Source organism: Variovorax stachyos (assembly GCF_051400855.1).
Taxonomy (GTDB): Bacteria; Pseudomonadota; Gammaproteobacteria; order Burkholderiales; family Burkholderiaceae_C; genus Variovorax.
In genome coordinates this window covers 32,101-51,287 of sequence record NZ_JBLFFN010000030.1, presented here as the reverse complement: position 1 = coordinate 51,287, position 19,187 = coordinate 32,101, and the positions used below count along the sequence as shown (strand labels likewise).

At 68.9% G+C, this 19,187-nt stretch carries 18 protein-coding genes; 9 read left to right on the top strand and 9 right to left on the bottom strand.

Translation table 11 applies throughout. The features are described 5' to 3' along the window. Window positions 1-204: 204 nt before the first annotated feature. The gene (locus ACMGEZ_RS28770; protein WP_436825692.1) at window positions 205-3,177 is read right to left on the bottom strand and encodes a PAS domain S-box protein; all 2,973 of its coding nucleotides are present in this window, start codon (window positions 3,175-3,177) and stop codon (window positions 205-207) included. Between the two features lie 208 nt (window positions 3,178-3,385). Here ACMGEZ_RS28770 and ACMGEZ_RS28765 point away from each other — a divergent pair, with 208 nt between their 5' ends. The 5 genes from ACMGEZ_RS28765 (at window position 3,386) to ACMGEZ_RS28745 (ending at window position 8,480) form a co-directional block, all read left to right on the top strand. Beyond that, on the top strand, window positions 3,386-5,083 hold the full coding sequence (locus ACMGEZ_RS28765; protein ID WP_436825691.1) for a phospholipase D-like domain-containing protein: 1,698 nt from the start codon (window positions 3,386-3,388) through the stop codon (window positions 5,081-5,083). A gap of 292 nt (window positions 5,084-5,375) precedes the next feature. Next, the gene (locus ACMGEZ_RS28760) at window positions 5,376-5,570 is read left to right on the top strand and encodes a hypothetical protein (RefSeq protein WP_162585874.1); all 195 of its coding nucleotides are present in this window, start codon (window positions 5,376-5,378) and stop codon (window positions 5,568-5,570) included. A gap of 88 nt (window positions 5,571-5,658) precedes the next feature. Then, entirely contained in the window at window positions 5,659-6,522 is an 864-nt protein-coding gene (locus ACMGEZ_RS28755) for an alpha/beta fold hydrolase (RefSeq protein WP_436825690.1), read from the top strand. Between the two features lie 174 nt (window positions 6,523-6,696). After that, the gene (locus ACMGEZ_RS28750) at window positions 6,697-7,488 is read left to right on the top strand and encodes a hypothetical protein (RefSeq protein WP_436825689.1); all 792 of its coding nucleotides are present in this window, start codon (window positions 6,697-6,699) and stop codon (window positions 7,486-7,488) included. Between the two features lie 74 nt (window positions 7,489-7,562). Further along, the gene (locus ACMGEZ_RS28745; RefSeq protein ID WP_436825688.1) at window positions 7,563-8,480 is read left to right on the top strand and encodes an NAD(P)/FAD-dependent oxidoreductase; all 918 of its coding nucleotides are present in this window, start codon (window positions 7,563-7,565) and stop codon (window positions 8,478-8,480) included. Between the two features lie 16 nt (window positions 8,481-8,496). On the opposite strand, the gene ACMGEZ_RS28740 is transcribed toward ACMGEZ_RS28745, so the two are convergent. The 6 genes from ACMGEZ_RS28740 to ACMGEZ_RS28715 all read right to left on the bottom strand — a co-directional run bounded on the left by ACMGEZ_RS28740 (window position 8,497) and on the right by ACMGEZ_RS28715 (window position 13,539). Next, window positions 8,497-9,030 carry a diguanylate cyclase gene (locus ACMGEZ_RS28740; RefSeq protein WP_436825687.1) on the bottom strand — a complete coding sequence of 178 codons (534 nt, stop codon included), beginning with the start codon at window positions 9,028-9,030 and terminating at the stop codon, window positions 8,497-8,499. A gap of 18 nt (window positions 9,031-9,048) precedes the next feature. Next, entirely contained in the window at window positions 9,049-9,468 is a 420-nt protein-coding gene (locus ACMGEZ_RS28735) for a GFA family protein (protein WP_436825686.1), read from the bottom strand. Window positions 9,469-9,498: 30 nt separating this feature from the next. Next, on the bottom strand, window positions 9,499-9,957 hold the full coding sequence (locus tag ACMGEZ_RS28730; protein WP_436825685.1) for an SRPBCC family protein: 459 nt from the start codon (window positions 9,955-9,957) through the stop codon (window positions 9,499-9,501). Continuing rightward, a complete protein-coding gene (locus ACMGEZ_RS28725; protein WP_436825684.1) occupies window positions 9,957-10,274 on the bottom strand; it encodes an ArsR/SmtB family transcription factor in 318 nt (105 codons plus the stop codon). The genes ACMGEZ_RS28730 and ACMGEZ_RS28725 overlap by 1 nt, the downstream gene beginning before the upstream one ends. Before the next feature lie 174 nt (window positions 10,275-10,448). After that, window positions 10,449-11,189, bottom strand: a complete 741-nt coding sequence (locus ACMGEZ_RS28720) for a class I SAM-dependent methyltransferase (protein WP_436825683.1) — start codon at window positions 11,187-11,189, stop codon at window positions 10,449-10,451. A 148-nt stretch (window positions 11,190-11,337) separates the two neighbouring features. Then, a complete protein-coding gene (locus tag ACMGEZ_RS28715) occupies window positions 11,338-13,539 on the bottom strand; it encodes a phosphocholine-specific phospholipase C (protein WP_436825682.1) in 2,202 nt (733 codons plus the stop codon). A gap of 174 nt (window positions 13,540-13,713) precedes the next feature. Between ACMGEZ_RS28715 and ACMGEZ_RS28710 the strand changes: the two genes are divergently transcribed. Then, window positions 13,714-14,619 (top strand): protein NO VEIN domain-containing protein, encoded by a 906-nt coding sequence (locus tag ACMGEZ_RS28710; protein ID WP_436825681.1) that lies wholly within the window; start codon window positions 13,714-13,716, stop codon window positions 14,617-14,619. 11 nt (window positions 14,620-14,630) lie between these two features. Here ACMGEZ_RS28710 and ACMGEZ_RS28705 read toward each other — a convergent pair whose 3' ends face one another. Further along, entirely contained in the window at window positions 14,631-15,662 is a 1,032-nt protein-coding gene (locus ACMGEZ_RS28705; RefSeq protein ID WP_436825680.1) for a VWA domain-containing protein, read from the bottom strand. A gap of 171 nt (window positions 15,663-15,833) precedes the next feature. On the opposite strand from ACMGEZ_RS28705, the gene ACMGEZ_RS28700 reads away from it, so the two are divergent. The 3 genes from ACMGEZ_RS28700 (at window position 15,834) to ACMGEZ_RS28690 (ending at window position 18,114) form a co-directional block, all read left to right on the top strand. Continuing rightward, window positions 15,834-17,219 (top strand): esterase-like activity of phytase family protein, encoded by a 1,386-nt coding sequence (locus tag ACMGEZ_RS28700; protein ID WP_436825679.1) that lies wholly within the window; start codon window positions 15,834-15,836, stop codon window positions 17,217-17,219. Window positions 17,220-17,361: 142 nt separating this feature from the next. Next, window positions 17,362-17,688 (top strand): hypothetical protein, encoded by a 327-nt coding sequence (locus tag ACMGEZ_RS28695; RefSeq protein WP_436825678.1) that lies wholly within the window; start codon window positions 17,362-17,364, stop codon window positions 17,686-17,688. Window positions 17,689-17,784: 96 nt separating this feature from the next. After that, window positions 17,785-18,114 carry a DUF1090 family protein gene (locus tag ACMGEZ_RS28690; protein ID WP_436825677.1) on the top strand — a complete coding sequence of 110 codons (330 nt, stop codon included), beginning with the start codon at window positions 17,785-17,787 and terminating at the stop codon, window positions 18,112-18,114. Window positions 18,115-18,140: 26 nt separating this feature from the next. Here ACMGEZ_RS28690 and ACMGEZ_RS28685 read toward each other — a convergent pair whose 3' ends face one another. Further along, window positions 18,141-19,109, bottom strand: a complete 969-nt coding sequence (locus ACMGEZ_RS28685) for a LysR family transcriptional regulator (RefSeq protein WP_436825676.1) — start codon at window positions 19,107-19,109, stop codon at window positions 18,141-18,143. Window positions 19,110-19,187 lie beyond the last annotated feature (78 nt).

The following is a 19,187-nucleotide window of genomic DNA, read 5'->3' as shown; positions in this document are numbered from 1 at the left end:
CTGAGCAGAGTGAACGAAGTGAACGTCGCGAGTTCCGCGGCAGGCCGGCTGCGCGAGCATCGCAGGGAAGTCGGCGCAAAGCGCCGACCGCCACAGTGGCACGCCGCCCCGCACACCCGCAGGCGCCTTTGCAGCGCGCAGGACTGACCGTCAACATCGCCCGAGCGCACCAGCGCCTTCAAGTTTTCGGGGGGTGCCCCAGCTTCAAACCGTAGACCCCAGCACCTCTCGCAGCACCGCGCGCAGGCGCTCGGCGTCGATCGGCTTGCGCAGCAGCGCGTGCACGCCGCAGCGCGCCAGCTCCTGCGGGTCGAAGCCTCCAGCGTTGCCGCTGACCAGCAGCACCGGAAGGTTGGGGCGCAGCGCGCGGGCGTGGGCGGCCAGCTGCAGGCCGGTCATGTGCGGCATGGTCTGGTCGGTGACCAGCAGGTCGGTCTCGTGCGCCGGCTCCGCCAGCCAGGCGGCTGCGGTCTGCGGCTCGCGCTGCAGCCGCACGCGCAGGCCCCAGCTGGCCAGGCGCTCGACCAGGAAGTCGCCCACCATCGGATCGTCCTCCACCACGAGCACGCTGCCGCGCAGGGCGGGCGCGCCGGCCGCGCGGCGCGGCTCCTGCTCGGGGGCCGCGGTGGTCGCGGTCGCTGCCCGCGGCAGCATCACCGAGAACACCGAGCCGACGCCGCGCGCGGTGCGCAAGCGCAGGTGCCCGCCGTGGCCGTGCACGATGCCATGCACCATCGCCAGGCCCATGCCCGAGCCGCTGCCCGGCGCCTTGGTGGAGAAGAAGGGGTCGAAGATGCGCTCCTGCAGCTCCGGCGCGATGCCGCTGCCGGTGTCGGCCACGCTCAGCTCGACCCAGGGGCCGCCATCCACCGGCGCGCGGCAGGAGGCGCACTGCCAGCGCTCCTGCGCATGGGACAGCAGGTGCACGCTGATGCGGCCGGCGCCGTCCAGGGCGTCGCGCGCATTGATGCACAGATTGAAGAGCACCTGTTCGAGCTGCACCGGATCGATGGCCACGCACAGCGGCGAGGCAGCCATGTCGTCGACGCCTGCGTTGCCGTCCAGCGTGACCGAGGAGGGCAGGGTCGCGCGCAGCAGGCGCAGGGTCTGGCGCACCAGCGGCGCCACGTCGAGCACGCGCGCCTCTCCGCGCTGGCGCCGCGCGAAGGCCAGCATTTGCGCGATCAGGTCGCGCGCACGCTGGGCCGCCAGGTGCGCCTGGCCCAGCTGGCGCAGCAGCACCGCGTCGCCCGTGGCTTCGGCACGCTCCTCGCCCAGCACCAGGTAGCCGATGACGCTGGTCAGGATGTTGTTGAAGTCGTGGGCGATGCCGCCGGTGAGCTGGCCGATGGCTTCCATCTTCTGCGCCTGGCGCAGCTGCGCCTCGAGCGCAAGGCGGGCCGCCTCGGCCTCGCGCCGCGCGCTGATGTCGCGCACGTGGGCGACGAAGATGTTGCCCTCGGGCGCCTCGGCCACGCTCACTGCGAGCTCGACCGGGATCTCGTCGCCGCTGGCGGTCAGCGCGGTCGATTCGACCAGCCGGCCGAGCATCGGGCTGCTGCCGGTGATCGGGAACTCGCGCAGCCAGCGCAGGTGCGCCTCGCGGCGGCGCTCGGGCACGATCACCTCGGCCACGGGCCGGCCCATCACGGCTTCGCGGCGGTAGCCGAACACCCGCTCGGCAGCGGCGTTGAACTCGACGATGCGGCCCTCCGCGTCCATGCCGATCACGCAGTCGAAAGCCGCTTCCACAGTTGCGCGCAGCCGCGCCTCGCTGCGCTGCAGGGCACGCTCGCGCTCGCGGCGCTCGGTGATGTCGCGGGTGAAGGCCAGGATGTGGCGCCGGCCGTTGAAGGTCGCCGGCTTCAGCCGCACCTCGTCCCAGTGCAGGCTGCCGTCCTTGTTGCGGCGCTGCCATTCGAAGGAAGGGCAGTGGCCCTGCTTGGCCAGCTCGATCCAGCGCTGCGCGTCTTCGGCGGTGTAGGGCGGCACGCCGGAACTGACGTCGCCCACCGACAGGCGGATCAGTTCCTCGTGGGTGTAGCCGTAGGTCTCGCAGGCCCGGCTGTTGACGTCGATGAAGCGGTCGGAGTCCCAGTCGTGGACGAAGATCGCGTCCTCCGCGGTCTCGAAGATGGTGCGATAGCTCGCTTCGGAATGCTCCAGGGCCTCGCTGGCGGCCAGCCGCTCGACCTCGGCCGCGGCGCGCATGGCGAAGATCTTCAGCATCGACTCCACCCGGTCGACCTGGTTCAGCGGGCGGCGCGAGGCGACCGAAACCACGCCCAGCGGCGTGCCGTCCAGCGCGGTGAGCGGATAGCCGGCATAGCTGACGGCACCTTGCGTCTTCGCATCCTCGTCGTCGGGAAACAGCGTCTGCAGATCGTTCGGGTACGCGCGGAACTGCTGCCCCAGCACAGTCTCGCAAGGCGTGCCGGCAATGGCGTAGCGGATGTCGTGCAGCACCTGGCCGTCGCACTGCATGGCAAGCATGGTCAGCTGATTCGACCCGTCCTCGGTGCGGCGGGCGATGAAGGCCACCTCCACGCGCAGGATGGTCGCCAGCAGCCGCACCAGCTCGTCGAACACCGTGCCGCTGCGCGCGCCCGACACCGCCAGCGCCGCCGAGCGCAGCGCCTCGTCGGTGCGGGTACGCTCGATCTCGGCGGCCGCGCGGCCTGCGACGATCTTCAGCATCGCCTCGGCATGCTCGGCATCGCCGTCGGCGATCGGCACGCGGTCCATCGCCACCAGCAGGCCCAGCGCCTCGCCCTGGCTGTCGCGCATCGGGAAGGCGGCATAGGAATCCATGCCCTTGGCCGCGAACAGCGAGCCCCGCGGGAACTCCGCGGCCACGCCGCTCGCCACGTAGCGGAACTCGCGCCCGACCACGTGCGCACAGGGCGTACCCTGGAGGACATAGTCGAAGTTCTTCAAGGGCCGGCCATCCAGCCGCACGGCCACGGTCTGCATCAGGCTGCACACATCGTCGGAGAACACTGCGATGAAGACGGTGGGCACGGCCAGCGCCTCTGCCAGCTCGCGCACCAGCGCGTCGAACAGCCCGGGCCCGCCGGGGTGTGCGACCGCCAGCGCCACCCGGCGCAGCGATTGGAGTTGCGCCGAAAGGCCGGCGAGCGTGGGGCCGTCGCTGGTTGTCAGTGCGGTGGCTTGCATCGCGCCAGTCTAGGCCTGCTTGGCCGCGCCGTGGCCCTCATTGCCTGGTCGATACACGCCGGATACATGGCGGTTGCAGTGGCTCCGGCGCGCAGCGAAACGGCTACCGATGCGCAGGCGTGGGATATCAGGCAAATACCGGCGGCGGCCATCCTTGGGCATCGGCTGAGATGAGGCCGCTTGTTCGAATACCCCGAGGAGAGCTGTGATGTCCGATCCCCCGTTCGCCCCGCCCGCCGCCCGATTCGTCGCTTTCCTGGTCCGCCTGCACGAGCGGCTGCAGGCGCTGCTGGTGCTGCTGCACTGGCAGATGCGCGCACCGATCGCGCGCGAGCTGCGGCGCCTGCGGCCCGGCCCGGCCTCGCTGCTGGGCCACGCGCTGGCGGCCCTGCTGAGCTCGGGCTGCGCCAGCCTGCCGCCGCCCGATGCCGCGCGTGCACGCTCGACCGCGCTGGAGGAAGTGGCGCACACCCGCCTGGCCCAGGTGGCACGCGCCTCGGCGACGGGCGTCGACCCGGCGCTGTCCGGCTTTCGCCTGCTGGCCGACGGCGACCAGGCGCTGGACGCGCGCATCGCGCTGGCCCGCCGCGCCCAGGTCTCGCTCGACATCCAGTACTACCTGGTGGCGGCCGACGCGACCGGCCGGCGCTTCCTGCGCGAGCTCGGCGACGCCGCCGCGCGCGGCGTGCGCGTGCGCCTGCTGGTCGACGACCTGTACGCCAGCGAAAGCGGCCTGCTGCTGGCCGGCCTGGCGGCCCAGGCGAACGTGGAGGTGCGCCTGTTCAACCCGCTGCCCCAGCGCGGCGGCAAGGTGGGCACGCGCGTGGCGTTGTCGCTGCACGAGTTCGAGCGCATCAACCGGCGCATGCACAACAAGCTCTTCATCGCCGACGGCTCGCTGGCCGTGATCGGCGGGCGCAACATCGCCGACGACTACTTCAAGCGCGGCGAGCCCTCGAACTTCATCGACATGGACGTGCTGTGCTCCGGGCCGGTGGTGGATGGCTTCGAGACCGTGTTCGACCGCTTCTGGAACAGCGAGCAGGCCTGGCCGGTGCGGGCGCTGCTGCCCGAGGCCGATGGTGCGCAAGCCTCTGCGCAGGCGATGCGCGATGTGGACGGCGAGCCGCCGGTGGCCCCGCTCGACCGCTTCGGCTACCGCCCGGTCTCTGCCGAGCTCGACGAGGGGCGGCTGACCCAGCACTTCGCGCCGGCACGGCTCTACGCCGACGGGCCGGAAAAGGCCGGCACCGAAGGCCGGCCGGCGCCGGAGGCTTTCGCCCTCGAAGGTGCGCTGCAGGCGATGCGCGAGGCGCGCTCGCAGGTGCTGGTCGCGACGCCCTACCTGGTGCCGGGCGAGCGCGGCCTGGCGCTGATGCGGCGGGCGCGCGACAAGGGCCTGCGCGTGATCGTCATGACCAACGCGCAGGCCGCCACCGACGAGCCGCTGGTGCACTGGGGCTATGCCCGCTACCGGGCCGAGATGGTGCGCCTGGGCGTGGAGCTCCACGAGCTCAGCCCGGCGCTGGGCCGCCGCGCCGACGCGGCGGCCGGCGAATCCGCCTCATCGCTCGGCCGTCTGCACGCCAAGCTGGCGGTGATCGACGGGCGGCGCCTGCTGATCGGCTCGATGAACATGGACCGGCGCTCGATGCGCGCCAACACCGAGCTGGGCGTGCTGATCGACAGTCCGGCGCTGGCGGTCGAAGTGACGCAGACCCTGCAGCGCGACCGCGACATCGGCAGTTATCGCCTGCGGCCGGCCGCTCGACGCCCCGGCAGCCTCGAGTGGGTGGCGCAGGAGGCCGGGCGCGAGGTGGTGCACCCGCGCGAACCCGGCGTGGGCTGGGCTGATCGGCTGCGGCTCGGGCTGATGTCGCTGTTCGTGGCGGAGGAACTGCTCTAGGTTTGAGGTAAGGGCCGTGAACCAGGGGGGACGCTCAGCGCAGGCCTCGGCTCAGCATGTGATCCAGGAAACTCAGGAGATCGGCATCCCCCGCGACATTCCTGATGGCGCGCAGGCAATACATCCGTTTCCTTCCCCGAGCCCGCGCCTGCGAGTGGCCCTGTGCCAGGACGCCGACAGATAGCCGTCCAAAGTGTGGCCTTTTACCGGCATCCGGCGCCGATGCGAGGGCCAGGATTCGTCTGAATTGAGTACCTTCGGTTTAGCATGTGCCCGCCAAAGAGGGGACCTCATGAATACCTACCGCACGCTCAACCAGGCCACCGGCGTCGCCCGCACGCTCAGTGCGCAAGACCGCACCGTCATCGTGTACCGAACTTCGGACGAGCGGTACGTGACGGCTTCGCCCAAGGACCCGGTCGCCGGGACGATCGAGGGCGTGTACCGCAACGGCTATGCGGTCCGGACGGTGCTGACGCGAGGGTAGGGGCGTTTCGATCGGGTGGCGTGCGCACCCGTCGCGCCATCGCCGCGTCCTACAGCGGGTCCGCAGGTGGCGGCGCAGCATGTGCGGCATGTCCCTCGAACACACGCGCATCAGGGCGAACGGGCTGAGCTTTCACGTGGCCCTTGCCGGCCCGGAGCAAGGGCCGCTGGTGCTGCTGCTGCACGGATTCCCGGAGTTCTGGTACGGCTGGCGCCACCAGGCCGACGCGCTGGCAGGGGCCGGCTATCGCGTCGCGATGCCGGATCAGCGCGGCTACGGCGACAGCGACAAGCCGCGAGGCGTGCGCCACTATGCGCTGGACATCCTGGCGGACGATGTTGCTGCAATGGCCATCGCGCTCGGGGCCGAGCGCTTTGCGGTGGTCGGGCACGACTGGGGCGGCATGGTCGCGTGGCAGCTGGCAGGCCGGAATGCTGCAAGCCTGACAGGCGTCGCCATCCTGAATGCACCGCATCCGGCGACCTTCGCCTCCTTCGCGCTGACGCATCCGCTGCAGGCGATGAGAAGCGCCTACGTCGCGCTGTTCCAGCTGCCGTGGGTGCCCGAGACCTTGCTGAGTGCGCGCGAATCTGCCGCGCTGGCGCTGGCGCTGACGAGCACCAGCCGCCCCGGCACCTTCAGCGGGGCCGAACTCCAGCAGTACCGCGCCGCCTGGTCGGTCGACGGCGCACTGAGCTGCATGCTCGACTGGTATCGCGCCATGCCGCTCGCGAGGCCCAGCACCGAGCGGGTTCGGCAGCCGGTGCAGATCATCTGGGGTGACCGCGATACCGCCCTCGAAAAAGACCTTGCCGAGGCGGGTGCCGCCCGGTGCGACCATGCGCAGGTACTCCATGTGCCGGATGCGAGCCACTGGGTGCATCACGAAGAAGCGGCGCTCGTCAATGGCGCGCTGCTGGAGTTCCTGGCCGCGCTGCCGCTCAGGCCCTGAGATTGGAGACATGGGGCTGGCCGGGGCGGCATTGCTCTGCCCATTCGACGCGCCGCTCCGCGGTGCATGAATGTCAGCACGTTCCTACACGGCCTGTCCACGCACTCCGATCAGCCGCTGGCCGCCGAGGTTCTTTGATCGTCTTTCGATCGAGGCTTCGGACGGGAGTAACCCATGGCGCAGACCTGTGGCGCATGCCAGACCCTCAACAGGGATGCAGCGATCTACTGTCGCCGCTGTGCCAGAAAGCTCTCGGCCATTTCGGGTGATCGGGCTGATCCGGGTGTGCGCAATGCGCCGCCGCTGCCGCGCCAGTCGTCGCCGGCGCCGCAGCGTCCCCTGCCGCGCGCAGCCATGGGCCTCGTTGCACTGGCGAAAAGGCTGGATCCACCCGCGCTGTGGGTGTCGCTCCTGCTGATCCTGTGGTCCGCTGCTTTCGTGCTGTGGCATGTGAGCCGGACACATGCGCAACGCCCTGTGCCGGCGCGACCGGCGGCGGTCGCCGTCGTGCACCCGACCGCAGTCGCCGTCGTGCAACCGCCGGCCGAGCCACTGGTTCCGGCCCCAGCGATCCAGGCACCGCCTCGCCGGGATGCTACCCCCACCCCCACCCCCACCCCGATCACCATTGCCGCAGAGCCCGCAAAGCGTGCGAGCGATGTTCCCCTGGAGACCGTCGCGCAGTTCTACCGCGCGCTGTCCGTCGGCGACGGCCATGCCGCGGCGGCCCTCGTGACGCCCGCCAAGCGAGGCGTCGGCGCCTTCGACCCGGTCAACATGTCCAGGTTCTACGGCTCGCTGCGGCAGCCGCTCGTCCTCCGGTCCGTCCGCCGCCTCGATGGCAGCCGCATCGAGGCCCGCTACAGCTACAGGGCCACGGCCGCCCGCTGCGAGGCGACTGCCATCGTGGAGACGGAGCGGGTCCGCGATGCGGCGGTGATACGCGGCATCCGCGCCAACTGCTAGCGGACCAGCGCCGGAATCCAGGCACGCCGCGTGCCGTGCCATGGGGCATCCTTGTTGTCATTCCAGGAGCTCCGATGGCCACGCCAAATTCCCTGCCGGCGGTGGACGCCGCGATCATCGGCGGCGGCCCCGCCGGTCTTGTTGCCGCCATTTATCTCGCCCGGCTTCGGCGATCGGTGGCGATCGTGGATGCGAGCCAGAGCCGGCTGGCCACCATCCCGCGCACCCGCAATTACCCCGGCTTTCCGGACGGCATCGCCGGCCCCGCGCTGCTGGGGGCACTGCGCGAGCAGGCCCATCGCTACCCGATTGCGCACCACGCCGGCCAGGTCGACGCGCTGGAGCGTATCGAGGACGGCTTTCGGCTCTCCTGGGAAGGCGGCGATCTGACGGCGCGCCTGGTGCTGCTCGCGTCCGGCACCAGCGACGTCGTGCCTGCGATGCCGCACCTGTCGCAGGCGCTGGGCAAGGGGCTGCTGCGCTACTGCCCGGTGTGCGACGGCTACGAGGTCATCGACCGCAAGGTCGGCGTCGTCGCAAACGGGCCGGCCGGGGTGCAGGAGGCGCTTTACCTGCGGCATTTCACGCCGGACCTCACCCTCTTCATGACGTCCGATGCGCAGGCGCTTGCGCCCGCCGAGCACGAGCGGCTGGCACAGGCCGGCATTCGGCTTGCCGAAGGGGCTGTCGAAAGCATCCGGGAGTGGGACGGGCGAATCAGCGTGCGCCATGGCGGCCTGGACACCGCCTGTGAATCGCTCTACAGCGCCCTCGGCCTCGAGGTGCATTCGACGCTTGCCGAGCGCGTCGGCGCCCGAACCGACGAGAGCGGCTATGTGCTGACGGACCGGCACCAGGAGACCGACGCTCCCGGCCTGTATGCCGCGGGCGACGTGGTGCTCGGGCTCAACCAGATCACCGTCGCGGCCGGTACGGCGGCGATCGCCAGCGCCGCCATGCATCTGGCCCTGAGCCGGCGCGACCAACGCTGAGCGCCTCGCGCGAGCATCAGCGCCTGGCGCGCAGGCATCGGATCAATTCCTCCACATAAAGCAAGGCCACCACGGCGGAGCCTGCCATTGCGGCCGCCACATAGGGCGCCGGCAGTGGCACTGCCTTCGGCTTGAGTGCGTACGCAGCCGGGGATGTGCCAACGCCCACGAGCGCCAGCACCTCGTCCCAGTGCGCCACGGCGAGAAGCGCCAGGCCCACCAGCGGCAGCATCTCCTGTGCGCTGTGCACCATCTGCTCCAGCGGCGAGATGTTTCGCCGCGCGACGGACCACTTGAGATCCGTGTAGACCGTCAGCTCGTGCAGCACGAAGCCCGCCGCGCACAGCGCCAGCACGGCGGCATCGACCTCGAGCCACAACACGGCCAGCACGGGAAGCCCGAGCTCGGCCAGCATCAGCAGGTGCAGGACGGATTCGCGCGTCCCGGAAGTCGTCTCGATGGACGAGTTCCGATGCAACGCCCAGTCGAGGGCCCCTGCGGCCAGCCACAGCGGCAGCACGCCGAACATCAGGAGCAGGTGCGCTGGCATGCCGCTGGACTCAGGAGCCTATTCCCGGACCGGCATGCGCTCGAATGCCTGCAGCGAAGGATCGACGGGGTCCCACGCCAGCCCGCGCACGCTGTAGGTGAGCACCTGCGGCGCGAAGCGTTCCGGCTCGTCCAGGCTGCCGGCGTGGACCGCGATCAGCTCCGGCGTCTCGGAGAAGCTCAGGTACACCGGCGTGCCGCAGACCGGGCAGAAGGCGTGATTCTTCACGTTGCCGCTGTCGGCGGAGACTTTCCAATGCGTCGCCTCGCCAGTGATCGTCATCTCGGCGCGCGCGGGAAAGGTCAGGTAGGAACCATGCCCGGTGCCGCTGCGTCGCTGGCAGTCGAGGCACTGGCAGTGATTCTGGAAGATGGGCGCGTGCTTCGTCGCGTAGCGAATCGCGCCGCACGCGCATCCGCCGGTGTAGGGCTGGGTCATAGGAACAACTCCTGGTTTCGGGCCGACGAATCAGGCCGTTTTGGGCTTGGCGAAGACATCGATGCCCTGGCCCGTTTCCAGCAGGGACTTCAGGCTGGAAAGAACGATCGGCCAGCCTTGCTGGATGCCCTTGGCCATGCCGCTGCCGGCCTCGAGTTCGTCGTGGGTGACGGTCAGCCGCACCATGTCTTCGTAGGGCGCGACGTCGAAGCTCACGCGGCTGTAGCTGGCCGGATCGGCCGCTTGCGAGGGGCTCGCCCACGTGATGACCAGGCGCGTGGGCGGCACGACTTCGACCACCTTGCCGACCACCTGCACCGCGCGCTGCTCGTCGGCGCGCACGTGCTCCCAGGTCGACCCGGGCTTCCAGTCGGAGACGTTCTCGTGGCCCCAGTAGCGCCGCGCGATCTCCGGCCTGGTGATGGCTTCGAACACCTTTTGCGGCGTCGAGCGGATGTAGGTCACGTAAACGAAACTGGTCTTGCTCATCATCGCTCTCCTTCGAGTTGCTTCTTCAGGTCGTGCAGCAGGCTGAGCCGCTGGCGTTCGAATTTGCGCACCCACCGCTCGTAGACCTCGTGCAGCGGCACCGGATTGATGAAGTGCAGCTTCTCCCGGCCACGCCAGACCGTGCTCACCAGGCTTGCCGCCTCGAGAAGCCCGATGTGCTGCGTGACCGATTGCCGCGCCATGTCGAGGTGCTCGCAGAGCTCGCTCAGCGTCTGCCCGTTCCGCTCGCAAAGCAGGTCGAGCAGCCTTCTGCGCGTCGGGTCGGCCAGCGCCTTGAAAACCTTGTCAGCGTCCATCCGTCGTGTTTGTGCGTGAGCGAATGATATGCAGGCAATTGCCTGCATGTCAAGCGAAGCGGTGATGCGGCCTCTGTGGAAGCAGAGAGTGTCGGCCGCTCCAGCGACCCCGCGCCGGAACGCACCAGGCCGTGGACTTGCGCGCGCGTGCGGCGATCGAGGTGGTGGATCGACCTACGTGAATCTGTAGAGAACGGTCCGGATGACCCCGCCCCATTCCTCCACCTCGCACAGGGTGGATTCCTCGATCGCTTTCATGTTGAAAGGCGGGCTCGTCAGGACGATGCCGCTTTTGATCGCCAGGCGGTTGTCAGGCCCCGATGACTTGTCGAGGTTGTGCGTAAACGGCTCGTGCGGCACGTGCTCGGTCAAGACGAGATAGCGGTATTGCGCGGGAATCCTGGCGACTGCGCGGGCGATGACGGCGTTCGACAAATGCTGAAGAACCTGTCGAACAAAGACCACCTCACCGGCCGGCAGGTCGTCCTGCGCAAGGTCCAGCGTCCTGAACTCGACGTTCATCGCCTTGTACCTCTCTTTGTTGGACGCGATCAGGGCGTCCACGATGTCGCAGGCCACATAGCGGTTGCACAAGGGGCGCACCTTCGACCCCACGTGGAAGTCGCCACATCCGAGGTCCACGACGTCGGGCTTGTGGTCGAGCGTTCGAACAAACTTCTCCACCGCCGCGATGTAGGTGTCGACCGGGGCGGCGCGCGATCCGCTTCCGGAGAAGAATTCTTGTTCGGGGTCGTCGGCACGGCCCCAGAAGCCTTCCTCGTAGATCTTGGTGAAAACGTCTTTCGTCGAGAGATCCGAAAACGCTTTCAGCCTGGCTCGGCCGCGATAGGCACGCACGGCGTTGACGATCGGGTCCGGAAGATGTTGCTTGATCGCATCCGTCACTCTTGACATGGCGTCCTCGGGAAGGTTGCACCCGCAGGGGCAGCGGGGTGAATCTGGCCACAGCCGGCACCGGTGGCCTTTTTATTGTGGCCCTTTGCCTTCTTCCCGCGAGTTTCGAGATGTCACTCATCCTCCGCCATCAGGCTGGCCTCCGCCCTCAGAGATCGGGATGTCCCATCGCCGGATCGCTCACCGAATGCCGACCGGTCTCGACGCGGCCGGCGATGCGGCGGTAGTAGGCCGGGTCGGCATCGCAAGTCACCTCGAAGTCGTACCAGTAGCCGCTCGCCGCGATGTCCCAGTGCTGCTCCTCCTCGCCGCCGCCTCTCACGCGCACGGTCCAGGGGCCGTCGTTGCGATAGGCGCGCGACTTGATCGTGAAGACGCAGCCGCGCTCGCCGTCGTTGCGCAGCTTCAGGTGCAGGTCGCCGCGGCGCCGGTGGTAGCCCACGCGGATCTCGGGTTCGGGCGCATTTCCTGCGCGCAGGCGGTTCAGGTCGCCCTTGAAGTGGCGGTGGAAGCCGTTCGGCCCGAGCACCCACAGGTCGTAGAGGCCGGCGTTGTCGGACATCGCGGCCCAGTCGTCATCCAGGCGCTCGTTGGGCTCCACCATGTAGCGGCGCGGCAGCCGCTCCAGGTGCAGCTTGTCGTAGACGTGGAACACGGCCCCTTGCTCGCCGCTGTTGGCGAACACCAGCTTGATCGTGCCCTGCCGCGAGTTGCTGCGCGCAGTCACATGCAGCTCGTAGGGCAGGGCGCGCGAAGGCCGCGTGCCGGTCGCCTGCACCGGCAGCAGCGGGTTCGCGGGCGGGACGATCTGGGGCAATTGCTGCTGGGCGGCGCGCAGCGCGTCGGCCTGGCCCAGGGTCTTGCGGCCCTGCAGCGTCGGCAACGGTTCGTTGTTGGGCCGCTCGAAGTTGAAGCAGCTCGTGAGGTCGCCGCACACCGCACGGCGATAGCGGCTGATGTTCGGCTCCTTGACGCCGAAGCGCTTCTCCAGGAAGCGGATGATCGAAGTGTGGTCGAACACCTGCGAGTTGACCCAGCCGCCGCGGCTCCAGGGCGAGATCACATACATCGGCACGCGCACGCCGGGGCCGTAGACCCGTCCGTCGGGCTGCGGCTGGCTCGTGGTGCCGGGCGGGTTGGGGTGGATGAAGCGCTCGAAGGCGATGTCCGACTCGCGCAGCGTGGTCTTGCCGGCCGGCGTGCCGTCGGCGTTGAGCGAGGGGGCCGAGGGCGAGGGCACGTGGTCGAAGTAGCCGTCGTTCTCGTCGAAGTTGACCAGCAGCACGGTCTTGCTCCAGACCTCGGGCACCGCAGTCAGCGCGTCCAGCGTTTCCTGGATGTACCAGGCGCCCTGCACCGGGCTCGAGGGGCCGGGGTGCTCGGAGTAGGTGGCCGGCGCAACCACGAAGGACACCTGCGGCAGCTTGCCGTTCCTGATGTCGTTGCGGAAAGACTCGAAATAGGCGTTCGCGTCGCCGAGCGGCCCGGGCATGGTGTTGGCGATCCCCTTGTACAGCGGGTTGCCGGCGTCGTCGCTGGCCGGGTCGTAGGCGGGCGAGAGCGCCTCGTTGCTCACCGGCTTGCCCGAGGCCTCGTTGGCCTTGCGGTACTGCCTGAAGCCGGCCAGCGGGTTGTCGCCGAAGTTGTCGGGCATGTTCTGGTAGACGATCCAGCTGACCTTGGCTTCCTGCAAGCGCTCGGGGTAGGTCTTCCAGTCGTAGCCCAGCGCCGAGGAATCGATCGAGTCCCATTCGTTGTTCACCGTGGCCACGCCCGCGCCCGTCGGGCCGTTGGTGCCGGCCCACATGAACATGCGGTTGGAGTTGGTGCCGGTGTGCATCGAGCAGTGGTACGCGTCGCACAGCGTGAAGGCATTGGCCAGCGCGAACTGGAAGGGCAGCTCGGCTTCCTTGTAGTAGCCCATCGAGGCCGGCGTCTTGTGGCGCACCCATTGCTCGAGGCGGCCGCCGTCCCAGGCGTTCTGGCCGTCGTTCCAGCTGTGCGGCGTGCCGCTGACGCGCTGCGCGTTGCCCTTGGTGAAATCGAGGTGGTAGGGCAGCACCGGCTGGCCGGCGGCGTTGTTCTGCTGCCAGACCTTGCGCCCGCCGGGCAGCGGGATGGTGAAGCGGTCGCCGAAGCCGCGCACGCCGCGCAGCGTGCCGAAGTACTGGTCGAACGACCGGTTCTCCTGCATCAGGATCACCACGTGCTTGACATCCTGGATGGTGCCGGTCTCGTGGTGCGCGGGGATCGCGAGTGCCTTGCGGATGCTGGGCGGGAAGGCGGCCAGCGTGGCGGCGGCGATGCCGGTGGTGGCGGTGCCCTGGATGAATTGGCGGCGCGAGCTCATGGGGTTCTTCTCCTCGTCGATGGGGTGTATGGCGCAGCGCGGGGCGCGCCGCTTGCTTGTCTGTGTGGGAGGCAAGACTAGGCAGCGCCGATGTCAGCGCCGTGAAGGGGCGGTGACGTGCATGCGACGCGGGGGCATACTCGAAAAGTTCACAACTCGCCTGAATCACTTCGAATGGACAAGGAAGTCGACCCCGACGTACTCGCGGTCATCAACGAAAAGCGCCTTACAGGGGAGAAGCGCACTCCCGTCGACATCATTGCCAGGATGGGCGTGCCCGACGCGCGCCAGAAGGCGTCGGACCAGGCCTGGCTGGCGACGGGCGACAAGGTCATCGCGACGATCTGGGCGGAGCTCGTGCAGATCGGGTCGGGCGGACGATGGTTCTGTCTCGAGTCCCTCGATGCGGAGCGCCGCATCGGAGGCGGCGAGCGAAGCGCCACGCAGGCCCAGCGCGCCGGCAACCGGCTGGACCTGCTCAAGCGCTCGCTGGATACGGGCCAGGGGTTCAGGGCCGTGCTGCAGACGAACCGCGTCCCCATTCTCGAGCTGGAGACCGACAGGTCAGCCAAGGTGTCGATACGCGTGCCGGACGACCAGGAGTGGCACGTCGCGACATGGGATGCCGATCGGAAGCTGGCGGTGCTGGTCCGCGGTCCGGGCGAGTGGCTGCCGACCGAGGAAGACATGCAGGCCGCTCGCGCGCGCAGCGGCGTTCCGGCCCCGCCGGCCCCCGCCGGCCCGGTATCGCGGGACCAGTTGCAGGCCGCCGCCATGGACCACCTCACGCGCCACTTCTCCGGCTACGGGTACAAGACCGAGAACGTGGCCGGCCAGGCGCTCGGTTACGACATCGAGGTCTCGGACAAGAAGGGCGCCACCCTGCTCAAGCTCGCGGTGAAGGGCACCGCGGCCGGGATGGCCGGCTTCCAGCTCACCCCCGAGGAGCGCGCGTGCGCGAAGCAGGGCGACCCCTGGCGCCTCGCGGTGGTCACCGATGCACTCGGCCCCGCGGTGCAGCACAAGCTCTACAAGCCCGCCGAGATCGACCAGGCACCCGGCCTCGAGCCCGCCGGCTGAAGGAAACGCGCTCAGGCGATTCGCCCGAACCAGAGCAGCGACAGCGTCGCCGCCGTCATCGCCACCAAAGCAGAAATCAGCGCCAGCACGCCGGCCAGTTCGGTTTCACGCGTCTGCACCTGCACGCGGGAGCCGAGGTTCTCATAGACGCTGCGCAGCTTCTCGGCCGTGCCGGCGTGGTGGTATTCACCGCCGGTCATCCGCGCCACTTCGCGAAGGGTCGGCTCGTCCAACCTCATGTAGATGGCCGTGCCATCCGGCGTGGAGGCGTCGCCTTCGACCGTGCCCAGCCCGACCACATAGATGCGCACGCCGCGGTCCGCGGCCATCTTCGCTGCGGCCAGCGTATCGACGCCGGTGGTCCGGCGGCCGTCGCTCAGCAGGATGATCGCAGCCGAGTTGTACGAGCCCGGCGCCACCGGCGTGAAAGCCGGGGGCGGCGGCTTCGCCTTGTCGTCCAGGCTGCGGCCCTGCGGCTTGCTGCCGAAGTCGCCGAGTTCGATGCCTTGTTCGGGAAACAGCTCCATCAGGCACAGCATGATGGCGTTGCCCACCGCCGTGCCCATCTGCATCTGGAAGCCGTCGATGGCCGCGATCACCGAGGCGCGGTCCAACGTGGCTCGCTGGGCGACCTGGCTGCTGCCGGCGAAGGTGACGAGCCCGACCTCGATGTCCTTGGGCAGGTCGCGCAGGAACAGCTTGGCCGCTTCCTGCGCGGCCACCATCCGGTTGGGCTTGACGTCGGTCACCCGCATGCTCAGCGACACGTCCATCGCCAGCAGGATCGATGAGCGCGCCCAGGGCAGCGGCACCCGCGCCACGGGCCGCGCCGCCGCGATCAGCAACCCCGAGCACGCCAGCAGGAGCAGCGCAGGCGGCAGGTGCCGCCGCCACTGGCGGCCGGCCGCCGCCTCGCGCACGATTCCCACGCTGCTGTAGCGCAGGGCCGCACGGCCGCGCCGCTTGAGCAGCCAGACGTAGACCGCAGGCAGCAATGCAAGCGCCAGCAGGAACCACAGGTACTCGGGCCAGAGGAAGAACATGGTGCAGCCGGAATCCAGCGACGGCATGCGGGCGCGCAGGAATTCTCCGCAGTACGGCAGCATCGTGCCTGCGGCGGATCGATTTCGCAACCGCCAGGTGCATGTCAACCGCCTGACACGACACATGGCCAGCATCGCGCCCAACCCATCTCCACTCGACCGAGGAATGACATGCGTTCGATCCCATCCGTCCTGCGGCACGCCTTCGTGCCGTTCACCGCATCCTTGCTGCTGACCGCCGGCGCTGCGCATGCGCAGATGCTGATCGGCTGGGCCCGGATGCCGGCCGCCACCTTCGCCGATGGTCCGACATCGGGGCAGTTCACCGGGCCCAATGCCTACGGCACGAACGTGCCGCCTTACCTCGGCAAGCAGCCCGTCCAGGGTTTCTCGGGCGTGCTCGACGGGCCACGCAGGAACGTGTTCCAGTTCTTGGTGGACAACGGCTTCGGCTCGCAGGCGAGCTCGGCCGACGCGCTGCTGCGCAGCTATGCGCTGCAAATCCTCTGGCGCACGCCCAAGGGCGGCAGCGGCACCGTCGCGCCGGCCGACCTGGACAGCGGCAAGCTCCGCCCGGGGTTCGACGCGCGCACGCGACTGCAGTTGAACGACGCGCACCGCAAGCTGACGATCCCGATCCAGGCCGACTACGCGAACTACTACGACAATCCGGCCAACGCGCCCGTCGACCGCAGCATCCGTGCCGGCCGCCTGCTTACCGGCGCCGACTTCGATGTCGAGTCTTTCCGACGCGATCGCCAGGGCAACTACTGGTTCGGCGACGAGTTCGGCCCATACCTGATCAAGACCGACGCGAACGGCACCGTGCTGCGCAGCGAGATCCCGCTGCCGGGCGTGTACGCGCCGCAGCACAAGGACGTCGTCGCCGGCAAGGTGAAGGCCAACCTGCCGGGCTCGGGCGGCTTCGAAGGCATGGCGATCAACAAGAGCGAGACCCGGCTCTACACGCTGCTCGAAGGCCAGGTGGCCGGCGACCCCGACAAGACGCGCCGCATCAACGAATTCGATCTCGCGCGAGAGCGCTACACCGGCCGCAGCTATGTCTATCCGCTCGATCCGAACGGCACCAACATCGGGGACATGGTCGCTGTGGACGATCGCCGCTTCATCGTGCTCGAGCGCAACGGCAGCACGGCCACATCGCCGAACCCGGCCCCGTTCAAGAAGGTGTTCCTGATCGACCTGCAGGGCGTGGCCGACGGGGCAATCGTGCGCAAGACCGAGCTCGTCGACCTGATGAACCTTGCCGACCCCTTCGACCTCGACGCGGACGGCCAGCGGGTCTTCACCTTCCCGTACACGACGATCGAGGACGTGCTGGTGCTCGACCCCCGCACGCTGCTCGTCGTCAACGACAACAACTTCCCGTATGGCGGCGGACGCGAACTGGCCTCGGACAACACCGAGTTCCTGAAGATCCGCCTGCCGTTCTCGCTGGCGAACGACGGCGATGGTCGCGGTCACCACGGCCACGGCGAGGGCAACGGCCGCGATCGCGACCATCGGGCAAGCGGCTACGACTGGGACGACGACTGAGCACAGCCGTGCGGCGCTGCTGCGCCCTTCGATACGACGAGCCCAGCACAAGAGTTCATCGAACTTCGCCGCAGCCTTACACGTGCTTCACTTGGCGCCTGCAGTATCGGGGCTCCTGAACCAACTCCTCGAAGGAGCCTCGATGAAGAAGATGTTTTTCGCACTGGGCACCGCAGCCGTGGTCGCATTGGCCGCATTGAGCGCTCCCGCACAGGCGCAGCCCCACCATGGGGACCGCGGCTATCGCCCTCACGTGATCGTCGTCCCGCCGGCGCCCCCGCGCCCCATCGTCCGGCATGGCTACCACCCGCGCCATGACCATCGCGCCGACTACTACCGGCATGACCGTCGTGACGGCTACTACCGCCATGACCGCCGTGACAGCTACCGCCATGCGCGCCGCGACAGCGACCGCGATGGCGTGCCCAATCGCTACGACCGCAATCCACACAATCCGTATCGCCGCTGAGCGCAGGGGCAGCCCCTGCGGGGGAGAATCCGGCATGCAGGCCGAGAGCAGGGAAGCTGGCACACTCGGCCCCTCCCTTTCATCACCGGTACCGGCATGCGCGTGAAATCCTCTTTCCTGGCCATCGCGCTGGTGGTCGCCACGCCCGCAATGGCGCAGCCGGCAGGCCAGGTCGACGCCGCTGCCTGCAAAGCCGAGGAGGAGGCGCTCGAGCAGGACATGGCCGTTGCCCGCTCCCGGGGCCAGATGCTGCGCCGGCGGGAACTTGCCGAGGCACTCGTCGCACTGCAAGCCCGCTGCAAGACGCTCTCGCCGGCGCAGAGCCGGGCAGCACGCATCGAGCGGCTCGAGCGGGAAATCAGGGGGCTGCGGCTCGAGCTCGAGCGAGCCGAGGAGGAGCTTCGCGAGCTGACGCGCGGCGGGTGACGACCCAAGCCCGCACAGCAACACCCTCACGCCGCCGGACTGCCCCCCGTGAGCTCGGGATTCGCGGCAGCACCGGGCAGCAGCGTTTCAGCGCGGATCGCGTCGATCAGAAAACGCACGAAGCCCTTGGCTGCGTCGGATAGCGCGCGCCCGGCCAGCGTCTCGACCTCGAGGTAGCGTTCGTTCATCTCCCGGTCGCGCAGCGGAACCGCCACCAGTGTCCTGGCAAGAAGCCGGGTCCGGATCGACAGCTCGCCATAGAACGCGATGCACTCGCGTGCCGCGCCGGCGAAACTCACCAGCGCATCGGCGTGGTTGCTCGACATGGCAATCCGGTACTGCAGGCCCTGCCTGCTGCAGCTGATGTCGAGCAGTTGCCGGACCGAGCTGTTGGGCAGCGGCAATGCCAGCGGGTACGCGGCCACCTGGCTCAGGGACAGCTGGCGCTGCCGGGCCAGCGGGTGCTCGCGCGACATGACGGCGAGGATGGGGCTGGGATGGCGCAGCTCCACCTGGATGCCAGCCTCCGGGACCGAGCCCAGGGTGACGCCGACGTCAGCCTCTCCGTCGCGGATGCGGCGCGGGATGTCGCCGCGGCCGCAGACTTCCAGGTGAAAGCGGATGCCTTCGTACTTTTCCTGGAAGCGCGCGATGAGCGTCGGAATGAAATCGAAGGCGAACCCCTCGGCGCTGACCACGCGCACGAAGCCGCTGCGCAGGCCGCGCAGCGCGGAGATGTCGTTCAGCACCCGCTCGTTGTCCTGCTGCGCCCGCTTGGCGTGCGCCGCCAGCAGTTCCCCTGCGGCATTGGGCACCATGCCGCGGGCATGGCGCTCGAACAGCAGGCTGTCCATCTCGCGCTCCAAGCGCGCCACCTGGCGGCTCACCGCCGAGGGGGCCACGTTCAGCTTCGCCGCAGCTTCCTTGATCGAGCCGGTCCGCACCACTTCGAGGAAGTAGCGCACGGCGGTCTCCTGCAGCAAATGGCCGGCCATGGATGTGGATTGCGATTTCGGCAACGAAAGATTCTAAACATGGTGCTTGATGCAACGCATGCCCACTCTTACGATGAA